This window comes from Azospirillum halopraeferens DSM 3675 (assembly GCF_000429625.1).
Classification (GTDB): Bacteria; Pseudomonadota; Alphaproteobacteria; order Azospirillales; family Azospirillaceae; genus Azospirillum; species Azospirillum halopraeferens.
In genome coordinates this window covers 31311-50327 of the sequence record NZ_AUCF01000037.1, presented here as the reverse complement: position 1 = coordinate 50327, position 19017 = coordinate 31311, and the positions used below count along the sequence as shown (strand labels likewise).

Annotated in this window: 16 protein-coding genes and 1 pseudogene; 4 read left to right on the top strand and 13 right to left on the bottom strand. The window is 72.7% G+C overall.

The genetic code is table 11. From position 1 onward, the window contains the following. The 4 genes and pseudogenes from G472_RS40355 to G472_RS0122930 all read right to left on the bottom strand — a co-directional run. Positions 1 to 131 (bottom strand): annotated as a pseudogene (locus G472_RS40355) (electron transfer flavoprotein subunit beta/FixA family protein); the annotation flags it as partial. A gap of 2 nt (positions 132 to 133) precedes the next feature. Next, on the bottom strand, positions 134 to 1762 hold the full coding sequence (locus tag G472_RS0122940) for an acyl-CoA synthetase (RefSeq protein ID WP_029010244.1): 1629 nt from the start codon (positions 1760 to 1762) through the stop codon (positions 134 to 136). A 76-nt stretch (positions 1763 to 1838) separates the two neighbouring features. Then, the gene (locus G472_RS35110; protein ID WP_051341169.1) at positions 1839 to 2609 is read right to left on the bottom strand and encodes a response regulator transcription factor; all 771 of its coding nucleotides are present in this window, start codon (positions 2607 to 2609) and stop codon (positions 1839 to 1841) included. Between the two features lie 33 nt (positions 2610 to 2642). Next, complete coding sequence (locus tag G472_RS0122930) at positions 2643 to 5432, bottom strand: cache domain-containing protein (RefSeq protein WP_029010243.1); 2790 nt, start codon at positions 5430 to 5432, stop codon at positions 2643 to 2645. 175 nt (positions 5433 to 5607) lie between these two features. Here G472_RS0122930 and G472_RS0122925 point away from each other — a divergent pair, with 175 nt between their 5' ends. The 3 genes from G472_RS0122925 to G472_RS0122915 all read left to right on the top strand — a co-directional run bounded on the left by G472_RS0122925 (position 5608) and on the right by G472_RS0122915 (position 8223). Then, a complete protein-coding gene (locus G472_RS0122925) occupies positions 5608 to 5919 on the top strand; it encodes a DUF485 domain-containing protein (RefSeq protein ID WP_029010242.1) in 312 nt (103 codons plus the stop codon). Beyond that, entirely contained in the window at positions 5916 to 7604 is a 1689-nt protein-coding gene (gene actP, locus G472_RS0122920; protein WP_029010241.1) for a cation/acetate symporter ActP, read from the top strand. Before G472_RS0122925 ends, actP begins: the two co-directional genes overlap by 4 nt. Positions 7605 to 7872: 268 nt before the next feature. Beyond that, on the top strand, positions 7873 to 8223 hold the full coding sequence (locus tag G472_RS0122915; protein ID WP_029010240.1) for a DUF1330 domain-containing protein: 351 nt from the start codon (positions 7873 to 7875) through the stop codon (positions 8221 to 8223). A gap of 25 nt (positions 8224 to 8248) precedes the next feature. Here G472_RS0122915 and aac(3) read toward each other — a convergent pair whose 3' ends face one another. The 9 genes from aac(3) to G472_RS35100 all read right to left on the bottom strand — a co-directional run bounded on the left by aac(3) (position 8249) and on the right by G472_RS35100 (position 17604). Further along, a complete protein-coding gene (gene aac(3) / locus G472_RS0122910) occupies positions 8249 to 9091 on the bottom strand; it encodes an aminoglycoside 3-N-acetyltransferase (protein ID WP_051341168.1) in 843 nt (280 codons plus the stop codon). Continuing rightward, positions 9088 to 9711 (bottom strand): hypothetical protein, encoded by a 624-nt coding sequence (locus G472_RS0122905; RefSeq protein ID WP_029010238.1) that lies wholly within the window; start codon positions 9709 to 9711, stop codon positions 9088 to 9090. Before G472_RS0122905 ends, aac(3) begins: the two co-directional genes overlap by 4 nt. 91 nt (positions 9712 to 9802) lie before the next feature. After that, positions 9803 to 10285, bottom strand: coding sequence for a Cys-tRNA(Pro) deacylase (gene ybaK, locus G472_RS0122900; RefSeq protein ID WP_029010237.1), 483 nt, complete (start codon positions 10283 to 10285; stop codon positions 9803 to 9805). A 31-nt stretch (positions 10286 to 10316) separates the two neighbouring features. Continuing rightward, the gene (locus G472_RS0122895) at positions 10317 to 10706 is read right to left on the bottom strand and encodes a hemerythrin family protein (protein ID WP_029010236.1); all 390 of its coding nucleotides are present in this window, start codon (positions 10704 to 10706) and stop codon (positions 10317 to 10319) included. A gap of 187 nt (positions 10707 to 10893) precedes the next feature. Then, positions 10894 to 11394 (bottom strand): hypothetical protein, encoded by a 501-nt coding sequence (locus tag G472_RS0122890; protein WP_029010235.1) that lies wholly within the window; start codon positions 11392 to 11394, stop codon positions 10894 to 10896. A 124-nt stretch (positions 11395 to 11518) separates the two neighbouring features. Further along, positions 11519 to 12787: an MFS transporter gene (locus G472_RS0122885; RefSeq protein ID WP_035693480.1), complete on the bottom strand. Its 1269-nt coding sequence runs from the start codon at positions 12785 to 12787 to the stop codon at positions 11519 to 11521. A 14-nt stretch (positions 12788 to 12801) separates the two neighbouring features. Further along, positions 12802 to 14766: a molybdopterin biosynthesis protein gene (locus G472_RS0122880; RefSeq protein WP_029010233.1), complete on the bottom strand. Its 1965-nt coding sequence runs from the start codon at positions 14764 to 14766 to the stop codon at positions 12802 to 12804. Between the two features lie 46 nt (positions 14767 to 14812). Next, a complete protein-coding gene (locus G472_RS35105) occupies positions 14813 to 15997 on the bottom strand; it encodes a molybdopterin-binding protein (RefSeq protein WP_051341167.1) in 1185 nt (394 codons plus the stop codon). A gap of 14 nt (positions 15998 to 16011) precedes the next feature. Continuing rightward, a complete protein-coding gene (locus tag G472_RS35100; RefSeq protein ID WP_051341166.1) occupies positions 16012 to 17604 on the bottom strand; it encodes an adenosine deaminase family protein in 1593 nt (530 codons plus the stop codon). Positions 17605 to 17702: 98 nt separating this feature from the next. Between G472_RS35100 and G472_RS0122865 the strand changes: the two genes are divergently transcribed. Then, complete coding sequence (locus G472_RS0122865; protein WP_029010232.1) at positions 17703 to 19016, top strand: adenylate/guanylate cyclase domain-containing protein; 1314 nt, start codon at positions 17703 to 17705, stop codon at positions 19014 to 19016. Position 19017 lies beyond the last annotated feature (1 nt).

Below are 19017 nucleotides of genomic sequence, written 5' to 3'. Positions count from 1 at the left end.
TCCACCGCGATCTCGTCGAAGGGGTTCATGGACATCTTGACGCCGGCGGTCTCAACGCCCGTGCCGTCCGCCTTCACCCGGACCTTCACGTTGTAGTCGACCACCCGCTTCACGGACACGAGGATCTTCACGATCACAGCTCCTTCACGACCTGGCGCAGGACGTACTTCTGGATCTTGCCGGTGGAGGTCTTGGGCAGGGCCCGGAAGACCACCGTGCGCGGCGCCTTGAAGTGGGCGAGGTGCAGGCGGCAGAAGGCGATGATGTCCGCCTCGGTGGTGGTGGCGCCCTCCTTCAGGGTGACGAAGGCGCAGGGCGTCTCGCCCCACTTCTCGTCGGGCCGCGCCACCACGGCCGCTTCCAGCACGTCGGGATGGCGGTAGAGCACGTCCTCCACCTCGATGGTGGAGATGTTCTCGCCGCCGGAGATGACGATGTCCTTCGAGCGGTCCTTGATCTCCAGGTAGCCGTCGGGATGCCACACCGCCAGGTCGCCGGTGTGGAACCAGCCGCCGGCGAACGCCGCCTCGGTGGCCGCCGGGTTCTTCAGGTAGCCCTTCATGACGTTGTTGCCGCGCATGAACACCTCGCCCATGGTCCGGCCGTCGCGGGGCACCGGCTCCAGGGTCGCGGGGTCGGCGACCATCACCGCCTCCAGCATGGGGCCGCGCACGCCCTGGCGCGCCTTCAGCGCCGCCTTGTCGTCCAGCGGCAGGCCGTTCCAGCGGTCGTGCCAGACGCACAGGGTCACCGGCCCGTACACCTCGGTCAGGCCGTAGACGTGGGTGACCTCCCAGCCCATGCGCTCCATGCCCGCGATCACCGCGGCGGGCGGGGCGGCGCCGGCGGTCATCACCTTGACCGGGTGGTCGATGCCCGCCCGCAGTTCGGCCGGCGCGTTGTTGATCATGTTCAGCACGATCGGCGCGCCGCAGAAATGGGTGACCCTCTCGTCGCGGATGGCGGCCAGCACGGATTCGGCGCGCACGGCGCGCAGGCACACCGAGGTGCCGGCGACCACCGCCAGCGTCCACGGGAAGCACCAGCCGTTGCAGTGGAACATGGGCAGCGTCCACAGGTACACCGGCCCGTCGCCCATGCTCCACGACAGGGCGTTGGACACCGCGTTCAGGTAGGCGCCGCGGTGGTGGTAGACGACGCCCTTGGGGTTGCCCGTGGTGCCCGAGGTGTAGTTGAGGGTGATGGCCTCCCACTCGTCGGCCGGCATGGTCCACGGGAAGTCGGGATCGCCGGAGGCCACCAGCGCCTCGTAATCGCACTCCCCGAACCGCTCGCCGGGGCCGGTGAACTGCGGGTCGTCGATGTCGATAACCGGGATCGGGCTGGCCATGGCGGCCACCGCCGGCTTGCCGATGCGGGCGAACTCGCGGTCGCAGATCAGGAGCTTCGCCTCGCTGTGCTCCAGAATGAAGGTGATGGCGGCAGCGTCCAGGCGGGTGTTCATGGCGTTCAGCACGGCACCGGCCAGTGGCACGCCGAAATGCGCCTCGAACAGTTCGGGCGTGTTGGCGGCCAGCACGGCCACCGTGTCACCCCTGGCGATGCCGCGCGCCGCCAGGGCGGAGGCCAGCTTGCGCACGCGCACGAAGGTTTCGCCCCAGGTGCGGCGGGTGGAGCCGTGCACCACGGCGACCCGGTCCGGCCAGACGGCGGCGGCGCGTTCCAGGAAGGTCAGCGGCGTGAGCGCCACATGGTTGGCGGCGTTCTTGTCGAGATGCAGGCTGTATGGGTTGGCACCCATGGCTTCGTTCCCCCGGGGCTCGATCGTCGGCGCGTTGATCGCGGCGTTGCGGCGGAACCTAGCGGGGCGCCTTTTCTCAACTGTCTCCGAAATGTTGCGAATTGTGATCGGCGCGCTCCGGCGGCGCCTCGGTCCATGCGACGTCGCATGCCAGCAGATAGCCGGCGCCGTAGACGGTGCGGATCAATTGCGGCGCGCGCGGGTCGGGCTCGATCTTCTTGCGGATGCGCGAGATGCGCACGTCCACCGCCCGTTCGAAGGGCAGGTCGCCGCGCTCGGTGTCGGCGCTCTGCAACTGTTCGCGCGACAGCACCCGGCGCGGCGCCTTCAGCAGCATGCCCAGCAGCGCCGCCTCCGCCGCCGTCAGCGTCTCCTGCCGGCCGTCTTCGGCGGTCAGCGTCAGGTCGCCGAAGTCGATGGTCCAGCCGGCGAATCGCGCCCTGGCCCCCTCCGACCGGCGCCCGGCCGCCATCAACTGCCGCCGCCGGCGGATCACCGTGTTGACCCGCGCCACCAGCTCGCGCGGCTCGAAGGGTTTGACGATGTAGTCGTCGGCCCCCAGCTCCAGCCCCAGCACCCGGTCGGACACGTCGCCGCGCCCGGTCAGCACGATGACGCCGAAGCGCACGTCCTCCCACAGCTCGCGCACCAGGGTCAGGCCGTCCATGTCGGGCAGGCCGAGATCGACGATGGCGACATCCGGCGGGTCGCGGCGGATCGCCGCCTTCACCGCTTTGCCCGATCCGAAGACGCTGACGGCATAGCCGAAGCCCCCCAGCACCGTGCGCAGCAGATCGCGGACATCGGGGTCGTCGTCGACGACGTATACGAGCTTCCTGGCACCCATGCGATTGTTCGTCTTCTTCGAGGCGTTTCCCCGTCAGCCGGTCGTGCAGGAATGAATGGCGCCGGCCAACTCGCTTTTCTCCCACGGTTTGCGGAGAATGACCAGCCCCTCCCCTTCGTCCGGCACCTCGGTGGCGAAGCCGCTGACCAGGACCACCTTCACCTCCGGCCGGGTGGCGCGCAGGTGGCGGGCCAGGGCCGGGCCGGTCACGCCGGGCATGACCACGTCCGACACCACGAGGCTGAGGTCGTCCAGGTGCTCCACCAGCTCCATGGCCTCGTCGCCGCTCTGCGCCTCGATCACCGACAGGCCCAGGTCGATCAGTTGCCGCCGCATGACCAGGCGGACGTCGGCGTCGTCCTCCACCACCAGCGCCAGCTTGCCCCGCCAGCCGCCGGCAAGCGCGTCGCCGGGCGCCGGTTCGGCCGGGGCGGCGGCGGCGGGAGCCACCGCCTCGTCCGCCGGGCCGGCTTCGGGCAGCAGCAGGGTGACCGTGGTGCCGGCGCCGGGGGCGCTGTCGATGGCGATGAAGCCGCCCGACTGCTTGACGAAGCCGTAGACCATGGACAGGCCGAGGCCGGAGCCCAGCGCCTTGGTGGTGTAGAACGGCTCGAACGCCCGCTCCGCCGCGCCGGCGGCGAAGCCGCAGCCGGTGTCGCGGACACGGATGGCGATCCGGCGGCCGGGGGCCGGCGGCTCGTCGAACCCTTCCGCCGCCGTCCCGTCCAGGGGGCCCGCGGTGATGGTCAGGGTGCCGCCCTCGGGCATGGCGTCGCGGGCGTTGAGCGCCAGGTTGACCAGCGCGTTCTCAAGCTGCGTGGGGTCGGCCATCGCCCGGGCCGTCTCCTGCGGTCCCGGCGTGACGATGGCGATGCCGGCGGGCAGGGAGCGGCTGAGCAGCACCGCCAGCTCCCGCACCAGGCCGCACACCTCCACCGGCTGGGGCTTCAGCGGCTGGCGGCGGGAGAAGGCGAGGAGGCGCGCGGTGATGTCGGCGCCGCGCCGGCTGGCCCGCTGCGCCGGCTCCAGATGGGCGTCGAGGTCGCCGTGGCCGGCGAAGCGTTCCCGGGCGACCGCCAGGTTGCCCAGGATGATGGTCAGCAGGTTGTTGAAGTCGTGGGCCAGCCCGCCGGCGAGCTGCCCCACCGCCTTCAGCCGCTCCGCCTCGTCCAGGTGGCGCCGGCGTTCCACCTCCGCGGTCACGTCGGGGGCCAGCACGAAGAAGCCGACCGTGGCGCCCCGCGCGTCCAGGTGGGGGATCAGGGTGAAGCGGGTGATCACCGCCCGCCCGTGGCCGTCGGTGGCGGCGTAGTCGGCCCCGGCGCTCTCGCCCGCACGGGCCCGGTCCAGCAGGGGGGCGAGGTGGCGGTAGGCGTCGGCGTCCACCGCGTCGCGCAGGCGGCGGCCCAGCACCCGCCCGGCGCGGGCGTGCGGCTGGTCGGCCCAGCGGCGGTTGACGAAGCGCAGGCGTTCGTTGCCGTCGAGATAGGCGATGGCCGCGGGGATGGCGTCGAGGATCAGGCGCTGGCGCGCCTCCGCCTCCTCCAGGGCGGCGGTGCGCTCCCTGACGCGGCTGTCCAGGGTGGCGATGTCGTCCTTCACCCGCTGCACCATGCCGTCGAAGGTGGCGGCGAGGTCGCCGATCTCGTCGTTGCGCCGGATGCCGCTGCGGGCGTCCAGGTTGCCGGCGCGGACCTGTGCGGCGGTGTCGGCCAGCCGGCGCAGCGGCCGCGTCAGCCGGTGGGCGCCCAGATAGCCCATCCCGCCCCCCAGCACCATCACGCCCAGCGACACCGCGAACAGCCGGTTGCCCAGCGCCACGGAGGAGCTGCGCAGCTCCTCCTCGTAGACGCTGGACGCGATGTACCAGTCCAGCCCCTCCACATGGCGGACCCAGCTTATCTTCTCGTAGACGTAATTGCCGGGGTCGCTGGGCTTGTCCCACAGGTAGCGCAGGGTGCGGCCGTCGTGGGCCGCCCCCTTCAGCGCCTCGCCGATCAGCGCGCCGGTGGCGGGATCGCGCAGGTTGCCGAAGGCCGTGCGGTCGATGTTGGTGTTGGGGTGGATGATCATGCGGCTGGAGGAGTCGAAGATGTAGACGTAGCCGGTGCGCGCGATGCGGATGCCGAGCACCGCCTGGCGCAGTTCCTCCACCGCCGCGTTCAGGCGGTTTTCCACCACCGTGTCGATGTCATCCATGTAGGCGCCGGCGCCGATCACCAGCCCGTGCCGGGGCAGGTGGCGGAAGTAGGACATCTTGCGCACCGGCGGGTCGCCGCCGGGCCGGCGCCAGGGATAGACGTGGTAGCCCTCGCCCTCGTTGCGGGCGCGGGCGATCATGTCCGGCACGATCAGCCCGCCCCGCGGGTCCTGCACCTCGGCGGCGCTGCGGCCGGTCCAGTCTGGGTCGGGGTGGGAGAGCAGGACGGCGTCGTAGTTGGTCAGCCAGATGTAGTCGTCCTTGCCGTAGCGGAACGCCTTCAGCCCGTCGTAGATCAGCCGCTCCGCCTCGTCGCGGGAGATCTCGCCGCGGTCGGCGCGGTCGAAGACGTAGTCGATGTAGCCGGCGGCCAGCGCCACCTTGGTGCGCATCTCCGCCCGGAAGGTGTCGATCACGTAGGCGCGCTGTTCGTCCAGGCCGGCGCGCAGCCTGGCGACCATCTCGTGCACGTTGTCCAGGATGGTGCGGCTGGCGTCCAGCTCGATCCGGTAGACCGACTCCTTCACCAGCGGCACCGACAGCAGATAGTAGGAGCCGGAGAACAGGACGACCCCCAGCAGGACGCCGGAGAACAGCCGCAGGAAGAGACGGGAGCGGACCATCGCAACTCGCACGCGGAAGGCGGGATCGGCCCCGACCATGGCGCCAACCGCCCCGCCGGGGCAAGCCCCTCCGGCGTCCGCGGTCCGGACACATTTCGTCACAATTTCGGGAAAATCGGGAAACAATCGGGTGATAGGACAGCGCCCCACGATAACCAAGTTGTCCGGGGGAAACATGTCCGATCCTGTCTACCGGCGGGTCCGCGAAAACCCGAAGTTCAGGGAACTGGTCAGAAGGCGCGGGCGGCTGGCGCTGACGCTGTCGCTGATCGTGCTGGTATCCTATTACGCGCTGATGATGGCGGTGGCCTTCGCGCCCGACGCGCTGCGGACGCCCATCGCGCAGGGGTCGGCGATCTCCATCGGCTTTCCGCTGAGCGCCGTCGTCATCATCGTGTCGTGGCTGCTGACCGGGGTCTATTCCTACTTCGCCAACGGCGCGTTCGAGGACCTCAACAACGAGATCGTCGCGGAGAGCGGGCAATGAGGACGGCGTTCGCCGCGGCCCCCGCCGCCCTTCTCGCCACCCTTCTCGCCACCCTTCTCGCCGCCGGCCCGGCGCTGGCGGCCGGCGACATGGGCGCCGCCGACAAGCAGGCGGTCAACCCCATCGCCATCGCCATGTTCCTGGCCTTCGTCGGCGCCACGCTGGGCATCACCTACTGGGCGGCCAGGCGCACCCGCTCCGCGTCGGACTTCTACACGGCGGGCGGCGGCATCTCCGGCTTCCAGAACGGGCTGGCCATCGCCGGCGACTACATGTCGGCGGCCACGCTGCTGGGCCTGTCCAGCCTGGTCTACCTCACCGGCTTCGACGGCATGGCCTACACGGTCAGCTTCTTCGTGGGCTGGCCGATCATCCTGTTCCTGATGGCGGAGCGGCTGCGCAACCTGGGCCGCTTCACCTTCGCCGATATCGCCTCCTACCGCCTGGACCAGTCCAAGGTGCGCACCTTCGCGGCGATGGGATCGCTGACGGTGGTGTGCTGCTATCTGGTGGTGCAGATGGTGGGCGCCGGCCAGTTGATCAAACTGCTGTTCGGGCTGGATTATGCGGTGGCCGTGGTGCTGGTCGGCGTGCTGATGGTGATCTACGTCACCTTCGGCGGCATGATCGCCACCACCTGGGTGCAGATCATCAAGGCGTGCCTGATGCTGGGCGGCGGCCTGCTGCTGCTGTTCCTGGTGATGCTGCACTTTGGCTTCAGCCTGGAGGCGGTGGCCGCCGGCGCGCTGGAGTCCCATAAGAACGGCGCCGGCATCCTCGGCCCGGGGTCGCTGCTGGCCGATCCGGTGTCGACCGTGTCCCTGTCGCTGGGCCTGGTGTTCGGCACCGCCGCCCTGCCCCACATCATGATGCGCTTCTTCACCGTCCCCAACGCCCGGGAAGCGCGCAAGAGCGTGTTCGTCGCCTCGGGCCTGATCGGGATGTTCTTCCTGGTGGTGTGCATCCTGGGCATGGCGGCGATCTCCATCGTCGGCACCGATCCCCGCTTCTTCGAGGGCGGCGTGGTCGGCGGCAAGCTGGTGGGCGGCAACAACATGCCGCTGATGCACCTGGCGCAGGCCATGGGCGGCGACCTGCTGCTGGGCTTCATGTCGGCGGTGGCCTTCGCCACCATCCTGGCGGTGGTGGCCGGCCTGGCGCTGGCCGGCGCCTCGGCCATCGCCCACGACCTGTACGCCCGCGTCATCCGCAAGGGCAAGGCGACCGAGGCGGAGGAGATGCGCGTCTCCCGCCTGTCGTCCCTGGCGCTGGGCGTGGTCGGCGTGGTGCTGGGCATCCTGTTCGAGAAGCAGAACGTCGCCTTCCTGGTCGGCCTGACCTTCGGCATCGCCGCCTCGGCCAACTTCCCGGTGCTGATCCTGTCCATGTACTGGAAGGGCCTGACCACCCGGGGCGCCCTGTGGGGCGGGCTGGCCGGCCTGGTCTCGGCGGTGACGCTGGTGGTGCTGTCGAAGACGGTGTGGGTGGCGGTGATCGGCTATGACGCGCCGATCTTCCCGTACGAGCACCCGGCCCTGTTCTCCATGACGCTGGCCTTCCTGGTGACCATCGTCGTCTCCCGCCTGGACACCAGCGCCCGGGCGAAGGCGGAAATCGCCGCCTACGACGACCAGTACGTCCGCTCGCAGACCGGCATCGGCGCCGCGGCCGCCTCGGCCCACTGATACCGGCGGCATCTGAAGGATGCCGCCGGTATCACCCTCTCGATCAATGCTAACGCATTGATCTGCCGGGCTTTACGGTCGGCCATTGATGGAAGTGATCAATTGCCGACCGTATGACACGGCCGCTTCCCCACCCGGTCCGTGCGCCGGCCCGGATCGGGTGGGGGTGGCGCCATGACCTGCGGGGTTATGGCGTCTCCGCCCGCCCCCTGTCAGGGTGGGTCCATCGCGCCGGCAGCGCCGGCGCCGGGATGGACGGAGAAGCATCATGCCCACGCTCGCCATGGCGCTCCTGAAGGGCGCCGCATCGGGTCCGGAGGTCGTCGAGTACCTGACGCGCATCGACGCGACGCTGGCGCCGTTCGGCGGTCGCTATCTGGTGCACGGCGGCCCGATCGAACGGGTCGAGGGGGACTGGTCGGGGGACCCGGTGATCATCGCCTTCCCCGACCGCGCCAGCGCGCGCGGCTGGTACGATTCCCCCGCCTACCGGGCGATCCGGCCCCTGCGCACCGGCACCATCACCGGCGACGTGATCTTCGTCGACACGGTGCCGGAGGATCACCGCGCCACCGACATCCTCGCCGCGGCGGGGCACCCGCCCGGCGGCGGCGCCTGAGCTTTCGAAGGCCCCGCCGGTCCCGTCAGCCGGCGCCCGCTCCGGGCGTGCCGTGCCACCGCTCCAACCGGTCCACCGCGAAGCGGACCAGGTCCGGTGCCTCGAACAGGCGGCAGGGCGCGTCGCCCACCCTGCCCGACCGGTGCGGGCGTTCGGCGACGTAGGCGCGCATGACGGTTTCCACCGCATCCGGCTGCCCCGGTACCGCGTATTGATCGAGGATGCCGTTGGAGTCGTAGTCCTCGGCGCGGACCCAGACCTTGCGGCCGTCGGCGTCGAGGACCGGCATCGCGTACGTGACCCGCCGCTTGCCGGGAACTGCGGCAACGGCCTCTGCGTAATGCAGCACGGTGACCGCATCCAGCGGCGCGCCCAGCAGCAGCACCCGGCCGCCGACGGCGACGAACCGGTCCAAGGGTGAGCCGGGGCCGAACGCATTGCCCGGCGCATGGCCGGCCACGAGACCTTCTGCCAGCGGGCCGATGGCGGCCATGGAGGCATCGGGATGGTCACTGCGGCGCGCATCCGGATGGCGCACGATGAAGGCATTGAGTGCGCCGAAGCCCGGATAGGTCCCCGCGGTCGCCGGATCGAACGCGGGCCAGGCGTCGCGTTCCTGCACGGTCAGGGTGCGGCTGTTGAGCGTTTCCTCATAAGGAGACCGGTCCCACGAGACGTAGGCGAGAAGCGTGCCCTGTGGCGCTATGGCGTCGAGAAGCGCCCCCACCACCGCATCCGGCCCGCCCTCCACCGAGCCGACCGCCCGAAGCGATGCGTGCACCATGACCACGTCGCCCGGACGCAGCCCCAGGCCCCACAGATCACGCATCAGCCCGGCACGCGTTCGGGCACCGGCCTCTCCCGTCATGGGCGCCCCGGTGGCGGCGCCCCCGGATGCCCCCCTTCGGCGGCAGTGAGGGCGGCCGTGGCCATGGCGTCGACGTAGGCTTCGGGCAGATCCACCGCGCTGTCGTCGTCGACGCGGCCGGCCGCGGCCAGCACCTCGTCGGCGCGGCCGGGGCTGAAGCCGGCGGCGACCATCGCCTGTTTCAGCACCTCGGTCGCCGCCCGGGCACCGGCCGGCCCGACGACGGGCGCCGGGGGCAAAGGCGACCCGCCGGCGGACAGACCGTAGGCGTAGCCGAACCAGGCGTTGCGCACGAAACGCTCCAGCACGCCGGCGTCGTCCACTCCGACCAGCACGCCGGCCAGATAGCCGGCGGCACCCTCGGGCACGTCGCCGCGCACGCCGCAGGCGTACATGAGGTGGGAGGTGGTGACGTACCCCGCCGCGGCCAGGGCCATCAGGGCGGTTTCGGGCAGCGTCAGCAGCAGGTCCTCGTATTCGGCCGGGTCCAGGTCGCCGATGGCGAGGTGGAACGCCTGCGCCATCTCCGCGTCGCTGCGGCCGTCCCCGGGGGTCTCGTCACCGAACAGGCCGCGGGCGACGTCCGCCACCACCCTGTCCATCGCCTGCCGCGCGTCCATGCCCGCCTCCGTCCGTGACCGGCCGCCCGCAACGGGGGCCTGCCGGTCGAAATGGGGGCGGCGGAGCGGCGGGCCAAGGCCGCAGCGGGACCTACCCCGCGGTGATCGGGCACACGGTGGCGCGGGTGGCGCGGGCGAGGTCGCCGGGGGCGAGCGCGATCTGCAGGCCGCGGCGGCCGCCGTTGACGACGATCTCCGGCAGGGCAGCGGCGGCGTCGTCGAGGAAGGTGGGCAGGGGCCGGCGCTGGCCCAGCGGGCTGATGCCGCCGACCAGGAAGCCGCTGCTGCGCTCCGCCGCGGCGGGGTCGGCGAGGTCGGCCCGCTTGCCGCCGGCGCGCGCCGCCAGCGCCTTCAGGTCGAGGCGGGCCGCCGCGGGGATCACGGCGCAGACCAGCCGCTTGCCGTCGATCTCCGCGATCAGCGTCTTGTAGACCACGGCCGGGTCCAGCCCCAGCGCCGCCGCCGCGTGCAGGCCGATGGCGTCGGCCGACGGATCGTAATCATATTCGAGCAGACGGAAGGACAGCCCCGCCGCCTTCGCCGCGTTCACCGCCGGTGTCACCTTCGCCGCCATGCCCCGTCCACCCCGTCGCGCCGGCGCCCGCTTACGACACCCGCTCGCCGGCCCCGTCGAGGAACTCGGCCAGGCGGAGATCGTCGCGCCGCCGGTGCTCGTACACCAGATGGATCAGGAACGGAACCTCCCGGCGGGCCAGATCCCCGTCGCAGCGCAGCGCGCTGTCGGTCAGCTTGTGCAGGACACGGCGGATCAGCGCGTGGTCGGCCGCGTGGCGGGTGGCGTCGGGATAGCCGCGGTCGGCCATCAATCGGTTCTCCCGGTCGAAATGGCAGTCCAGCGCCTCGCTCAGCCGCTGCAACCCGTCGGCCAGGGCCGCGTCGGACGGGTGGTCGAGGCTGTCCTGGTACACCTGCCCCAAATGGTCGAGAATCACCCCGTAGCCGGCGTGCAGGCCGTGGTGATCGAGGCTGCCCATGACACGGTCTCCCGTCCCGCAACACCCGGCCCGTTCCGCCGGGGTCGCCCTTGAGCCCTCAATGGTGCAGAAGAATCGACGGCACTTCAATCGGCCGTGTACATGGTATCGCTGAGACCGGTTGTCGCAGATGCAACGAATACGATTTGCGCTGTATTCGGCGCGTGTTTTGCCAATATTGCGCGGGTTACCGGCGGGCGAAGAACATGCGCGTCAGCATGCCGGTCATGGTCACCGGGCGCCGCGGCATGAGATCGAAATCATAGCCGCCGCCGCCCACGGAATCCGCGGCCTTGTCGTGGGTGTCGCGGTCGCGCAGCGGGAAGGCCAGCACCTCGGCGCAGGCGAGCGGGATGGCGTCGACCGTGGCGACGGTGTCGCCGTCCTCGGGAACGTCCTCGTCCTCGGCGCTCACCGCCGGCGGCAGAGTCACCACGGTGGCGGCGGGGCGTGCGGCATCGCTGCGGGCATTGGCGGGCGCGGACGCCGGGGCGGGCGCAGCCGGTGCCGCCGGGCGGGGCGCCATCATGCCCGCGGCGAACCGGGCGAACAGCACCGCGGGGTGGCGGGTGCGCTCCCCGGCGGGGCCGGTGCCGGAGTCGAACGCGGCATGCGGCCCGTGCGTGCCGGTGCGGGCCAGAGCCTCGTTGATGCGGGCGAAAGCCTCGATGTCCTTGATGTGCAGCATATGCCCGTGTCCCTCGCAAGCGGGTGCCCGGCGGCCTGACGATCCGCCATTGTGCACCGCAGCATAGGTCGTGTCCAGACATATGTGACCTGAGGTGCGCGGCCCCCTGTCTAGCGCGCCTGTGTTACGGTTTGACGGTCGGTTCGCGCACCGTCAGCATCAAAATGAAACCCAGCGCGAAGAAGACGAGGATGGAGGCCATGCCGGCCCGCTGGCTGGCGAATGCTTCGGTGGCCAGCCCGAGGGCGAGCGGACCGAAGATTCCGACGACCCGGCCCGACAGGTTGTACAGACCGAACATTTCCGCCTGCATGGTCGGCGGGGAAAGGCGCGCCATCAGCGACCGGCCGGCCGCCTGGGCCGGCCCGAAGAAGAAACCCAGACCCAGCGCCAGCACCCAGAACGACGCGGTCTCGGTGACCAGCAGCAGCGGCACCCCCGTCACCATCAGCCCGGCGACGCTGATCAGGATCGTCCGCTTCGAACCGATCCAATCGTCGATCCAGGCGAAGCCGATGGCGCCTGCACCGGCCACCACGTTCAGGGCGATGGCGAAGATCACGATCTCCTGGAAGCTCATGCCGAAGGTGCCGGCGGCGTAGAGGCCGCCGAAGGCGGTGATGGTGTTGATGCCGTCGCGGTAGAAGGCGCTGGCGATGAGGAACCGCAGGATCTGGCCGTACCGGCGCACCTCCGCCACGGTGCGGCGCAGGGTCGCCAGTCCCTCGCGCACCGACGCGCCGAGGCCGAGGCCGGACGCCGGCGTGTCGGGAACGCGCAGGAACAGCGGCAGGGCGAACAGCCCGTACCACACCGCCACCAGCAGGGCGGTGGCCCGCACGTTGGCCTGGTCGTCGGCGGGGATCAGGCCGAACAGTGGCGCCTCCGCCTGCACCAGGCCGAACAGCGACACCACCAGACAGGCCAGCCCGCCGAAATAGCCGACCCCCCAGCCCCAGCCGGAGACGCGGCCGATCATGGCGGGCGGTGCTATGGCCGGCAGCATGGCGTTGTAGAAGACGTTGGCCAGTTCGAACGCGATGGTGGCCACGGCGACCAGCACCAGCGCCATGAGGGCGTAGGAAGGGTCGGGGCGCACCCACCACAGGGCCACGGTGCAGGCGATGCACATCAGCGTCAGCACCCCCAGCCACGGCTTGCGCCGGCCGGCGCGGTCGGCGATGGCGCCCAGCACGGGGCTGAGCACGGCGATGGTGATGCCGGCGGCCGCCATGGCGCGGCTCCACTGGGCGGTGCCGGCAACCTCGTCGGCCGCCACCGCGCGCATGAAATAGACGCTGAAGACGAAGGTGGAGATCACCGTGTTGAACGCCGACATGGCCCAGTCGTACAGGCACCAGGCGGCGATGGCGGAGCGGCTGCGGGCATCCATGGCCGGCCCCCCGCTCACCGCCGGAACCCCAGGCCGGCCAGCAGCGCCCCCACCTCCGGGTCCTCCAGCGCGGCCAGGAAGCGGTGCACGGCCGGGCGGCCCATGCGCTCGCGCGGGATGACGAAGTCGTAGTGTTCCTCAAGAAGGGGCAGGAAGCCCAGGCCGTACAGGCGGGCGACGCTGTCGATGGCGACGCCCCAGTCGGCCCGCCCCTGCGCCACCGCCGCGGCGACGGCGTTGTGGGACTTGGCCTGCGTCCAATAGCCGGCGGGGCGGGCCGCCCCCAGCAGCCGGTCGGTGAGGATGCGCGTGCCGCTGCCGACGTTGCGGTTGATCATCAGGCGGTCCGGGTCGGCCGCGGCGGCGGCTGCCGCCGCGGCGCCATCGGACCCGGCGAAGCGGGCGTCGCCGGGGCGGAACACCAGGCCCTGCATGCGGCGATAGCCCTGCACCAGCTCCAGCCCCGGCTTCAGGAACGGCGTGTTGTACGCCCCGGTTTCGGCGTCCATCAGGTGGACGGGGGCGACGTCGCACTCGCCGCGCCGCGCCGCACCCAGCCCGCCCATGGAGCCGACGTTGAGCGCCTTGACGCTGAGCCCGTCGCGCACCAGCCGGCCCAGCACGCCGTCCAGGCCGGGGCAGTGGCTGCCGATGACGATGAGGTCGGCGGGCTCGGCGTTGCGGCCGATGAGTTGGACATCCACCGGGCTGCCCGCGTCCACCGCCTCGGCGTCGGCCGGCACGGCGATGAAGCCGTCGGCGTGGCTGAAGGCGGTGACGGAGCCCGACCCCTTGCTGAGGGGATAGGCGGCCAGCCCCCCTTCGTTGGTCCGCACCAGCGCGACCATGACATACTCCGTGCGCCCGCGCTCCGACCCGATGCGTACGGGCAGGGTCGCCGGCACCGTCTCGCGCTCTGCCGGCGGCCGGCCGGCGAAGGCGCGCAGCACGGGGGCCACGAACTCGTGGAAGGTGAAGGTGGCGGAGGTGGGAAAGCCCGGCAGGATCACCACCGGCTTGCCGCCGGTCACCGCCAGGCACAGGGGCTTGCCCGGCTTCAGCGCCACCCCGTGGGCGACCACGCCGGGGTCGGTCAGGCGGCTGACGATGCGGAAGGACAGGTCGCCCGCCCCCTTCGACGTGCCCCCCGACAGGATCAGCGCGTCGTGGCGCAGCCCCTCCTCCACCAGGCGGGTCAGCGCCGCCTCGTCGTCGGGCGCCACGCCCAGGCGTACGGGCTCGCCCCCCAGCTCGCGCACGGCGGCGGCGAGGATGGCGCCGTTGCTGTCGTACACCGCCGCCGGCCGGATCGCCTCGCCGGGCGGCACGATCTCGTTGCCGGTGGACAGGATGGCGACGCGCGGGCGGCGCCACACCGCCACCGCCGCCACGCCGATGGCGGCCAGCACGCCGATCTCCCGCGAACTCAGCGCCTGGCCGGCGCGCAGCACCGTCTCGCCGCGGCCGATGTCGGACCCGGTGGCGGCGATGAACCGGCCGGGCACCGCGGGCTTGCGGATCTCCACCCGCACGGCACCGTCGCCGGCGTCCTCGCGCAGTTCGGTCTGTTCCACCATGACCACGGCGTCGGCCCCGCGCGGGACCATGCCGCCGGTGGCGATGACCGTGGCGGTGCCCGTGCCCACCGCCAGCGCCGGCACCGTGCCGGCGGCCAGCACCTCGCCGTTCAGGTCGAGCACGCGGGGGCGGTCCTCGGTGGCCCCCTCCGTGTCGGCGGCGCGCACGGCGAAGCCGTCGACCGAGGAGCGGTCGAAGCCCGGCACATCCACCGCCGCCACCACGTCGCGCGCCAGGATGCGGCCGAGCGCGTCGTCCAGCGGCACCGTCTCCTCCCCCAGCGGGGCCAGGCGCAGGTGGGCGGCGAACCGCCGCCACGCCTCGTCGCGGCCCGGCACGGTGAGGAACTGCTCCTGCCGGGCGGCCTGGTTCACGAACCGCCGGACCTCGTCGTTGGACACTCTGATTCTCCGTTGACCGTGTGGCGCCGCCGCCGTCGAACGCGGGTCACCATAACCCGGCGGCGGACCCGTCATAAAGCCGGACGGTCGTCTCATCCCCGGGGGCCACCCCCTCGCTTTGCGCGGGGATGAGCACGAAGCCGTCGGCGCGGGCCAGCGCCGCCGCACCCGGCACGGCGGCCGAGGCCAGCGGCTCCACCCCGTCGTCGCCGGCCAGCCGCACCCGGTAGAACTCGGCCACCCCGATCTCCGACACCAGCTTGCGGCGGGCGCGCCGGCGCACCGCGGGGTGCGGCAGACCGGCCGGCCGGCCAGCCAGCCGGCGCACGGCGCGCCCGCCCAGCGCCTCGTACACCGCCCAGCACGCGGCGGGGTCGCCCGGCAGCAGCACCACGGGCACACCCCCGGCGTGACCGAGCCCGCCGGACCCGCCGGGCCGCAGGGCCAGCCCGTGCAGGGCCAGCCCGCCGGCGTCGGCCAGCGCCAGCGGCGCCACATCGTCGGGGCCGACGCCGCTGCGCCCGGCCAGCAGGATCAGGTCGGCGCCCGGCCGGCGCAGTTCGGCGGCCAGGGCGGCACGGTCGGCCGGCAGCGGCCCGGCACACTCCGCCACCCCGCCGTCGCGGGCCACCAGGGCGGCCAGCAGCGGCGTGTCGGCGTCCGCCGCCCCGCCGCGCGGGCCGCCGGCGATGAGGATGCGCACGCGCGGCGCCGGCACCGCCGCCACCCGCGCCACCCCCAGCGCAGCCAGCAGCGCCACGTCCTGCGGCCGCAGGATGCGGCCGGCGGGCAGCAGCTCCGCCCCCGCCGCCGCCATCTCGCCGCGGCCGAGCACGCCGTGGCCGGGGGCCACCGCCTCCGCCACCTCGATCCCCGGGGGCGACGCCACCGCCGACTCGACGGGCACCACCGCGTCCGTGCCGGGCGGCAGGGACTCCCCCGCGGCCACCGCGACGGCGGCGCCGGGAAACAGCGACAGGGGGTTGTAGGTGTCGGCCCCCAGGGTGTCCGCGGCGCGTACGGCGTAGCCGTCCCACAGGGCCACCGGCCCGGGCGGGTGATCGGCCGCCGCGACCACCGCCTGCGCCAGCACCCCGCCGGCGGCCGGGGCGGCGGGGCGCGCCGGCAGCGCCGCGGTGGCGGCGTCGACCCGCGCCAGCGCCTCGGCCAGCGTGGCGCGGCGGCGGAAGCCCCGGCCGCGCACGTCGTCCGGGGGGTGGGTGTCGGCCATGGCGTGCGTGCTCCTCAGATGCGGCCCTCGGCGGCGGCCCGCTCGAAGGCGGCCAGAGCCCGTTCCAGGCGCCACTGTACCCGCGCCTTGTCGCTGGCGTCGAGCAGCGCGGCGCAGGCCGCCGGCAGGGCGCCGGAAGCGGGGTCGACGGCGGGGTCGGCGGCGGGGTCGGCGGCGGCGCAGGCGGGGGTGCGGGTGGCGGCGCGCGGATCGGCCCACAGGCTGGCGCCGGGCAGGAAGCTGTACTCCAGCCCGTTGCGGGCGTTCTCCACCAGGGCGGCGTAGTCCAGCCCGTGGGTCTGCACCGCCCGCTGCAGCTCGTGGGTGAGGTCGGAGCGCGCCACCCCCTCGTCGTCGGTGGTGATGACCGTGGGAACCCCGGCGGCGCGGTACAGCGGGAACGGGTGGTCCTTGCCGCGGATGCCCAGGATGACGTCGTTGCTGGTCAGGTTGATCTCCACCGCCACCTTGCCCTCGGCCATGGTGCGCAGCAGGCCGTAGGGGTCGTCCTCGTACATGACGGAGACGCCGTGGCCGATGCGCCGGGCGTGGCCGGTGGTCACCGCCTCGCGGATGTGGAAGCGCAGCTCCTCCGGCGGCACCAGGCCCAGCGTCAGTTCGCCGGCGTGCAGGGCGACGTTCATGGACGGCTGCCCGCCCCGGAGGTGATCGATCATCGCCATGTGCAGGCGGTAGTCGGCCAGGGCGGTGGGGTGGTCCTCCGGCGCCACCAGGTTCATGCCGACCACCCGCGGGTCGGCGGCGGACAGGGCGAACGCGTACACCATCTGCGCATACACCTGCGACGGGGCCGCCGTACGCGACACCTGCTGGAGATAGCGCACGGACACCCCGCAGCCCGGTGCAGCCTGCGGCGTGCCGCAGCGCTGAAGCCCCGTGCGCCGCGCCTCCAGGGCGTCGATGTCGCGCCGGCCGGCCTCCACCTCGGCGGGCAGGCCGTTGGCCATCAGCCACGCGCGCATGGCCGCGAAGTCGCCGGTCCACGGCAGGGCGCGGCCCAGCGCGCGCACCCGGTCGCCGCGTGCGGTCGACATCAGCTCGATGTGATGGACGCCCTGGCGCCCGGCGCGGTCCACCACCTCGGCGGCGAGCGCCGCGGCATCGTCGTTCGCGGCGGAGAAGCGGCCGAAGGTGGCGAAGAACTGGTCGTGGCCGCTGGTCCCGTCGGTGGCCACGAAGGACCGCATGGACAGGGCGTTGACGATGCGCGTGTGCAGGCCGTAATCGGTCAGTGCGGCGGCGGCCGGCGGACGCCCCCTGGCGGCATCACAGGGCGGCGTCGGCGCGGTGAGGGTGAGGGTGCCCCGGTCGAAACAGAGGCCGGCGGCCGCGGCGGCACGCACGTAGGTTTCGGCGTAGACCGCTCCCGACAGGTGGGTGTGCAGGTCGGCCCCCTTGGGCATGGCCTGCAGGAAGGCGCGCAGGGCCGGCGGCTCCTCGCGCACGGCGGCGAAGCGGCGGGCGGCGGCCCCGTCCATGGCATCGGGGACGGCACCGGGGGTGCCGGCGCCGGGCAGGCCGGCGCAGCCGACGGCCAGGAACAGGGTGAGGGCGACGGGCATCAGGCCCGAACGGTTGCGCGGCATGGGTTTCGGTTCCCCCTTTTCGGTTCGTTCGGCGCTACAGTGGGACAGGCAATTGAGGCGGGGCAACGCCCCCGCGCGGGGGTTGCGGAGGCGGCAGCATGGAAACGGGAGCGCGCGCGCTGTTCGATGCGGCGGAGGTGCGGGCGGAGCGCACGGTGGCCGGCCTGCGCATCGCCGTGGCGGTGCTGCTGTTCCTCGCCTTCGCGGCGGCGGTGCTGTCGAACGCTCCGCACGACCGCACGGAGCTGACGCGCCAGATCGCCGTCGCGCTCGGGTCGCTGGCGGCCTATTTCACCTTCGGCGTGATGACGCTGCGGCTGGCGGGGTCCGCCGCCTACCGGCCCTGGATGGGATGGGCCTTCGCTACGCTCGACCTTGTGTTCGTCGCGGTCAACGTGATGATCTCAGTCGATAACACCGGGGTGCCGTCCAACTACGCCGCGGCGTTCCCGGCGGTGTGGCTGATGCCCCTGGTGCTGGCCTTCGGGGCGCTGCGCTACAACCCGTATCTCCAGGCCTATCTGGTGGTGCTGACGGGGCTGGGCGTCGCCGCGACGATCGGTTTCGGGGCGCTGCCGGGGGGCGCCGACCGGCCGCCGCCGGCCGCACTCTCCCTGTTCTTCGGCGCGCCGCCCAACGTGATGCGCGGCGTCATGGTGGTGCTGGCCGGGGCGGTGCTGGTGCTGGCGGCGCACCGCGCCCGCACGCTGCTGCGCCGGGCCATCGCCGAAACGCGGCGGCGCGCCAACCTGACGCGGTTCCTGCCGCCGCAGATCGCCGACCGCCTGGCCGACGGCAGCGAGGCGGAGCTGCGGCGGGGCCGGCGGCAGACCGCGGCGGTGCTGTTCACCGACGTGCGCGGCTTCACCGAACGGGCGGAAGTGCTGGACCCCGAAGCCCTCGGCGCCTTCGTCAACGGCCTGCGCGCCTGCGTCGCCCGTGCCGCCGGGCGCACCGGCGGCGTCATCGACAAGTTCGTCGGCGATTCGGCCATGGTGGTGTTCGGCGTGCCCGCCCCCGGCCCGGACGACGCCGGCCGGGCGCTGGCCTGCGCCCGCGCCCTGCTGGCGGAGGTGGAGGCGTGGAACGCTCTGCGCGCGGCGGCGGGGGAGGACGCGGTGCGCATCGGCATCGGCGTCCATTGGGGCGAGGTCTTCTGCGGCGCGGTCGGCGACGACACCCGGCTGGAGTTCACCGTGCTGGGCGATACGGTCAACGTGGCGGCGCGGGTGGAGCAGACGACCAAGACCGCCGGCCATGCCCTGATCGTGACGCGGGAGCTGCTGGACGCCGCCGGCGAGGACCCGGCGGGCGGCGGCTGGACCGCCCTGCCCGCAGCTCCCCTGCGCGGCCGCCACAGCGCCTCCCGGCTCTACGGAGCGGTCGGCGCACCGGCGCCGGTCCCGGGGTAAA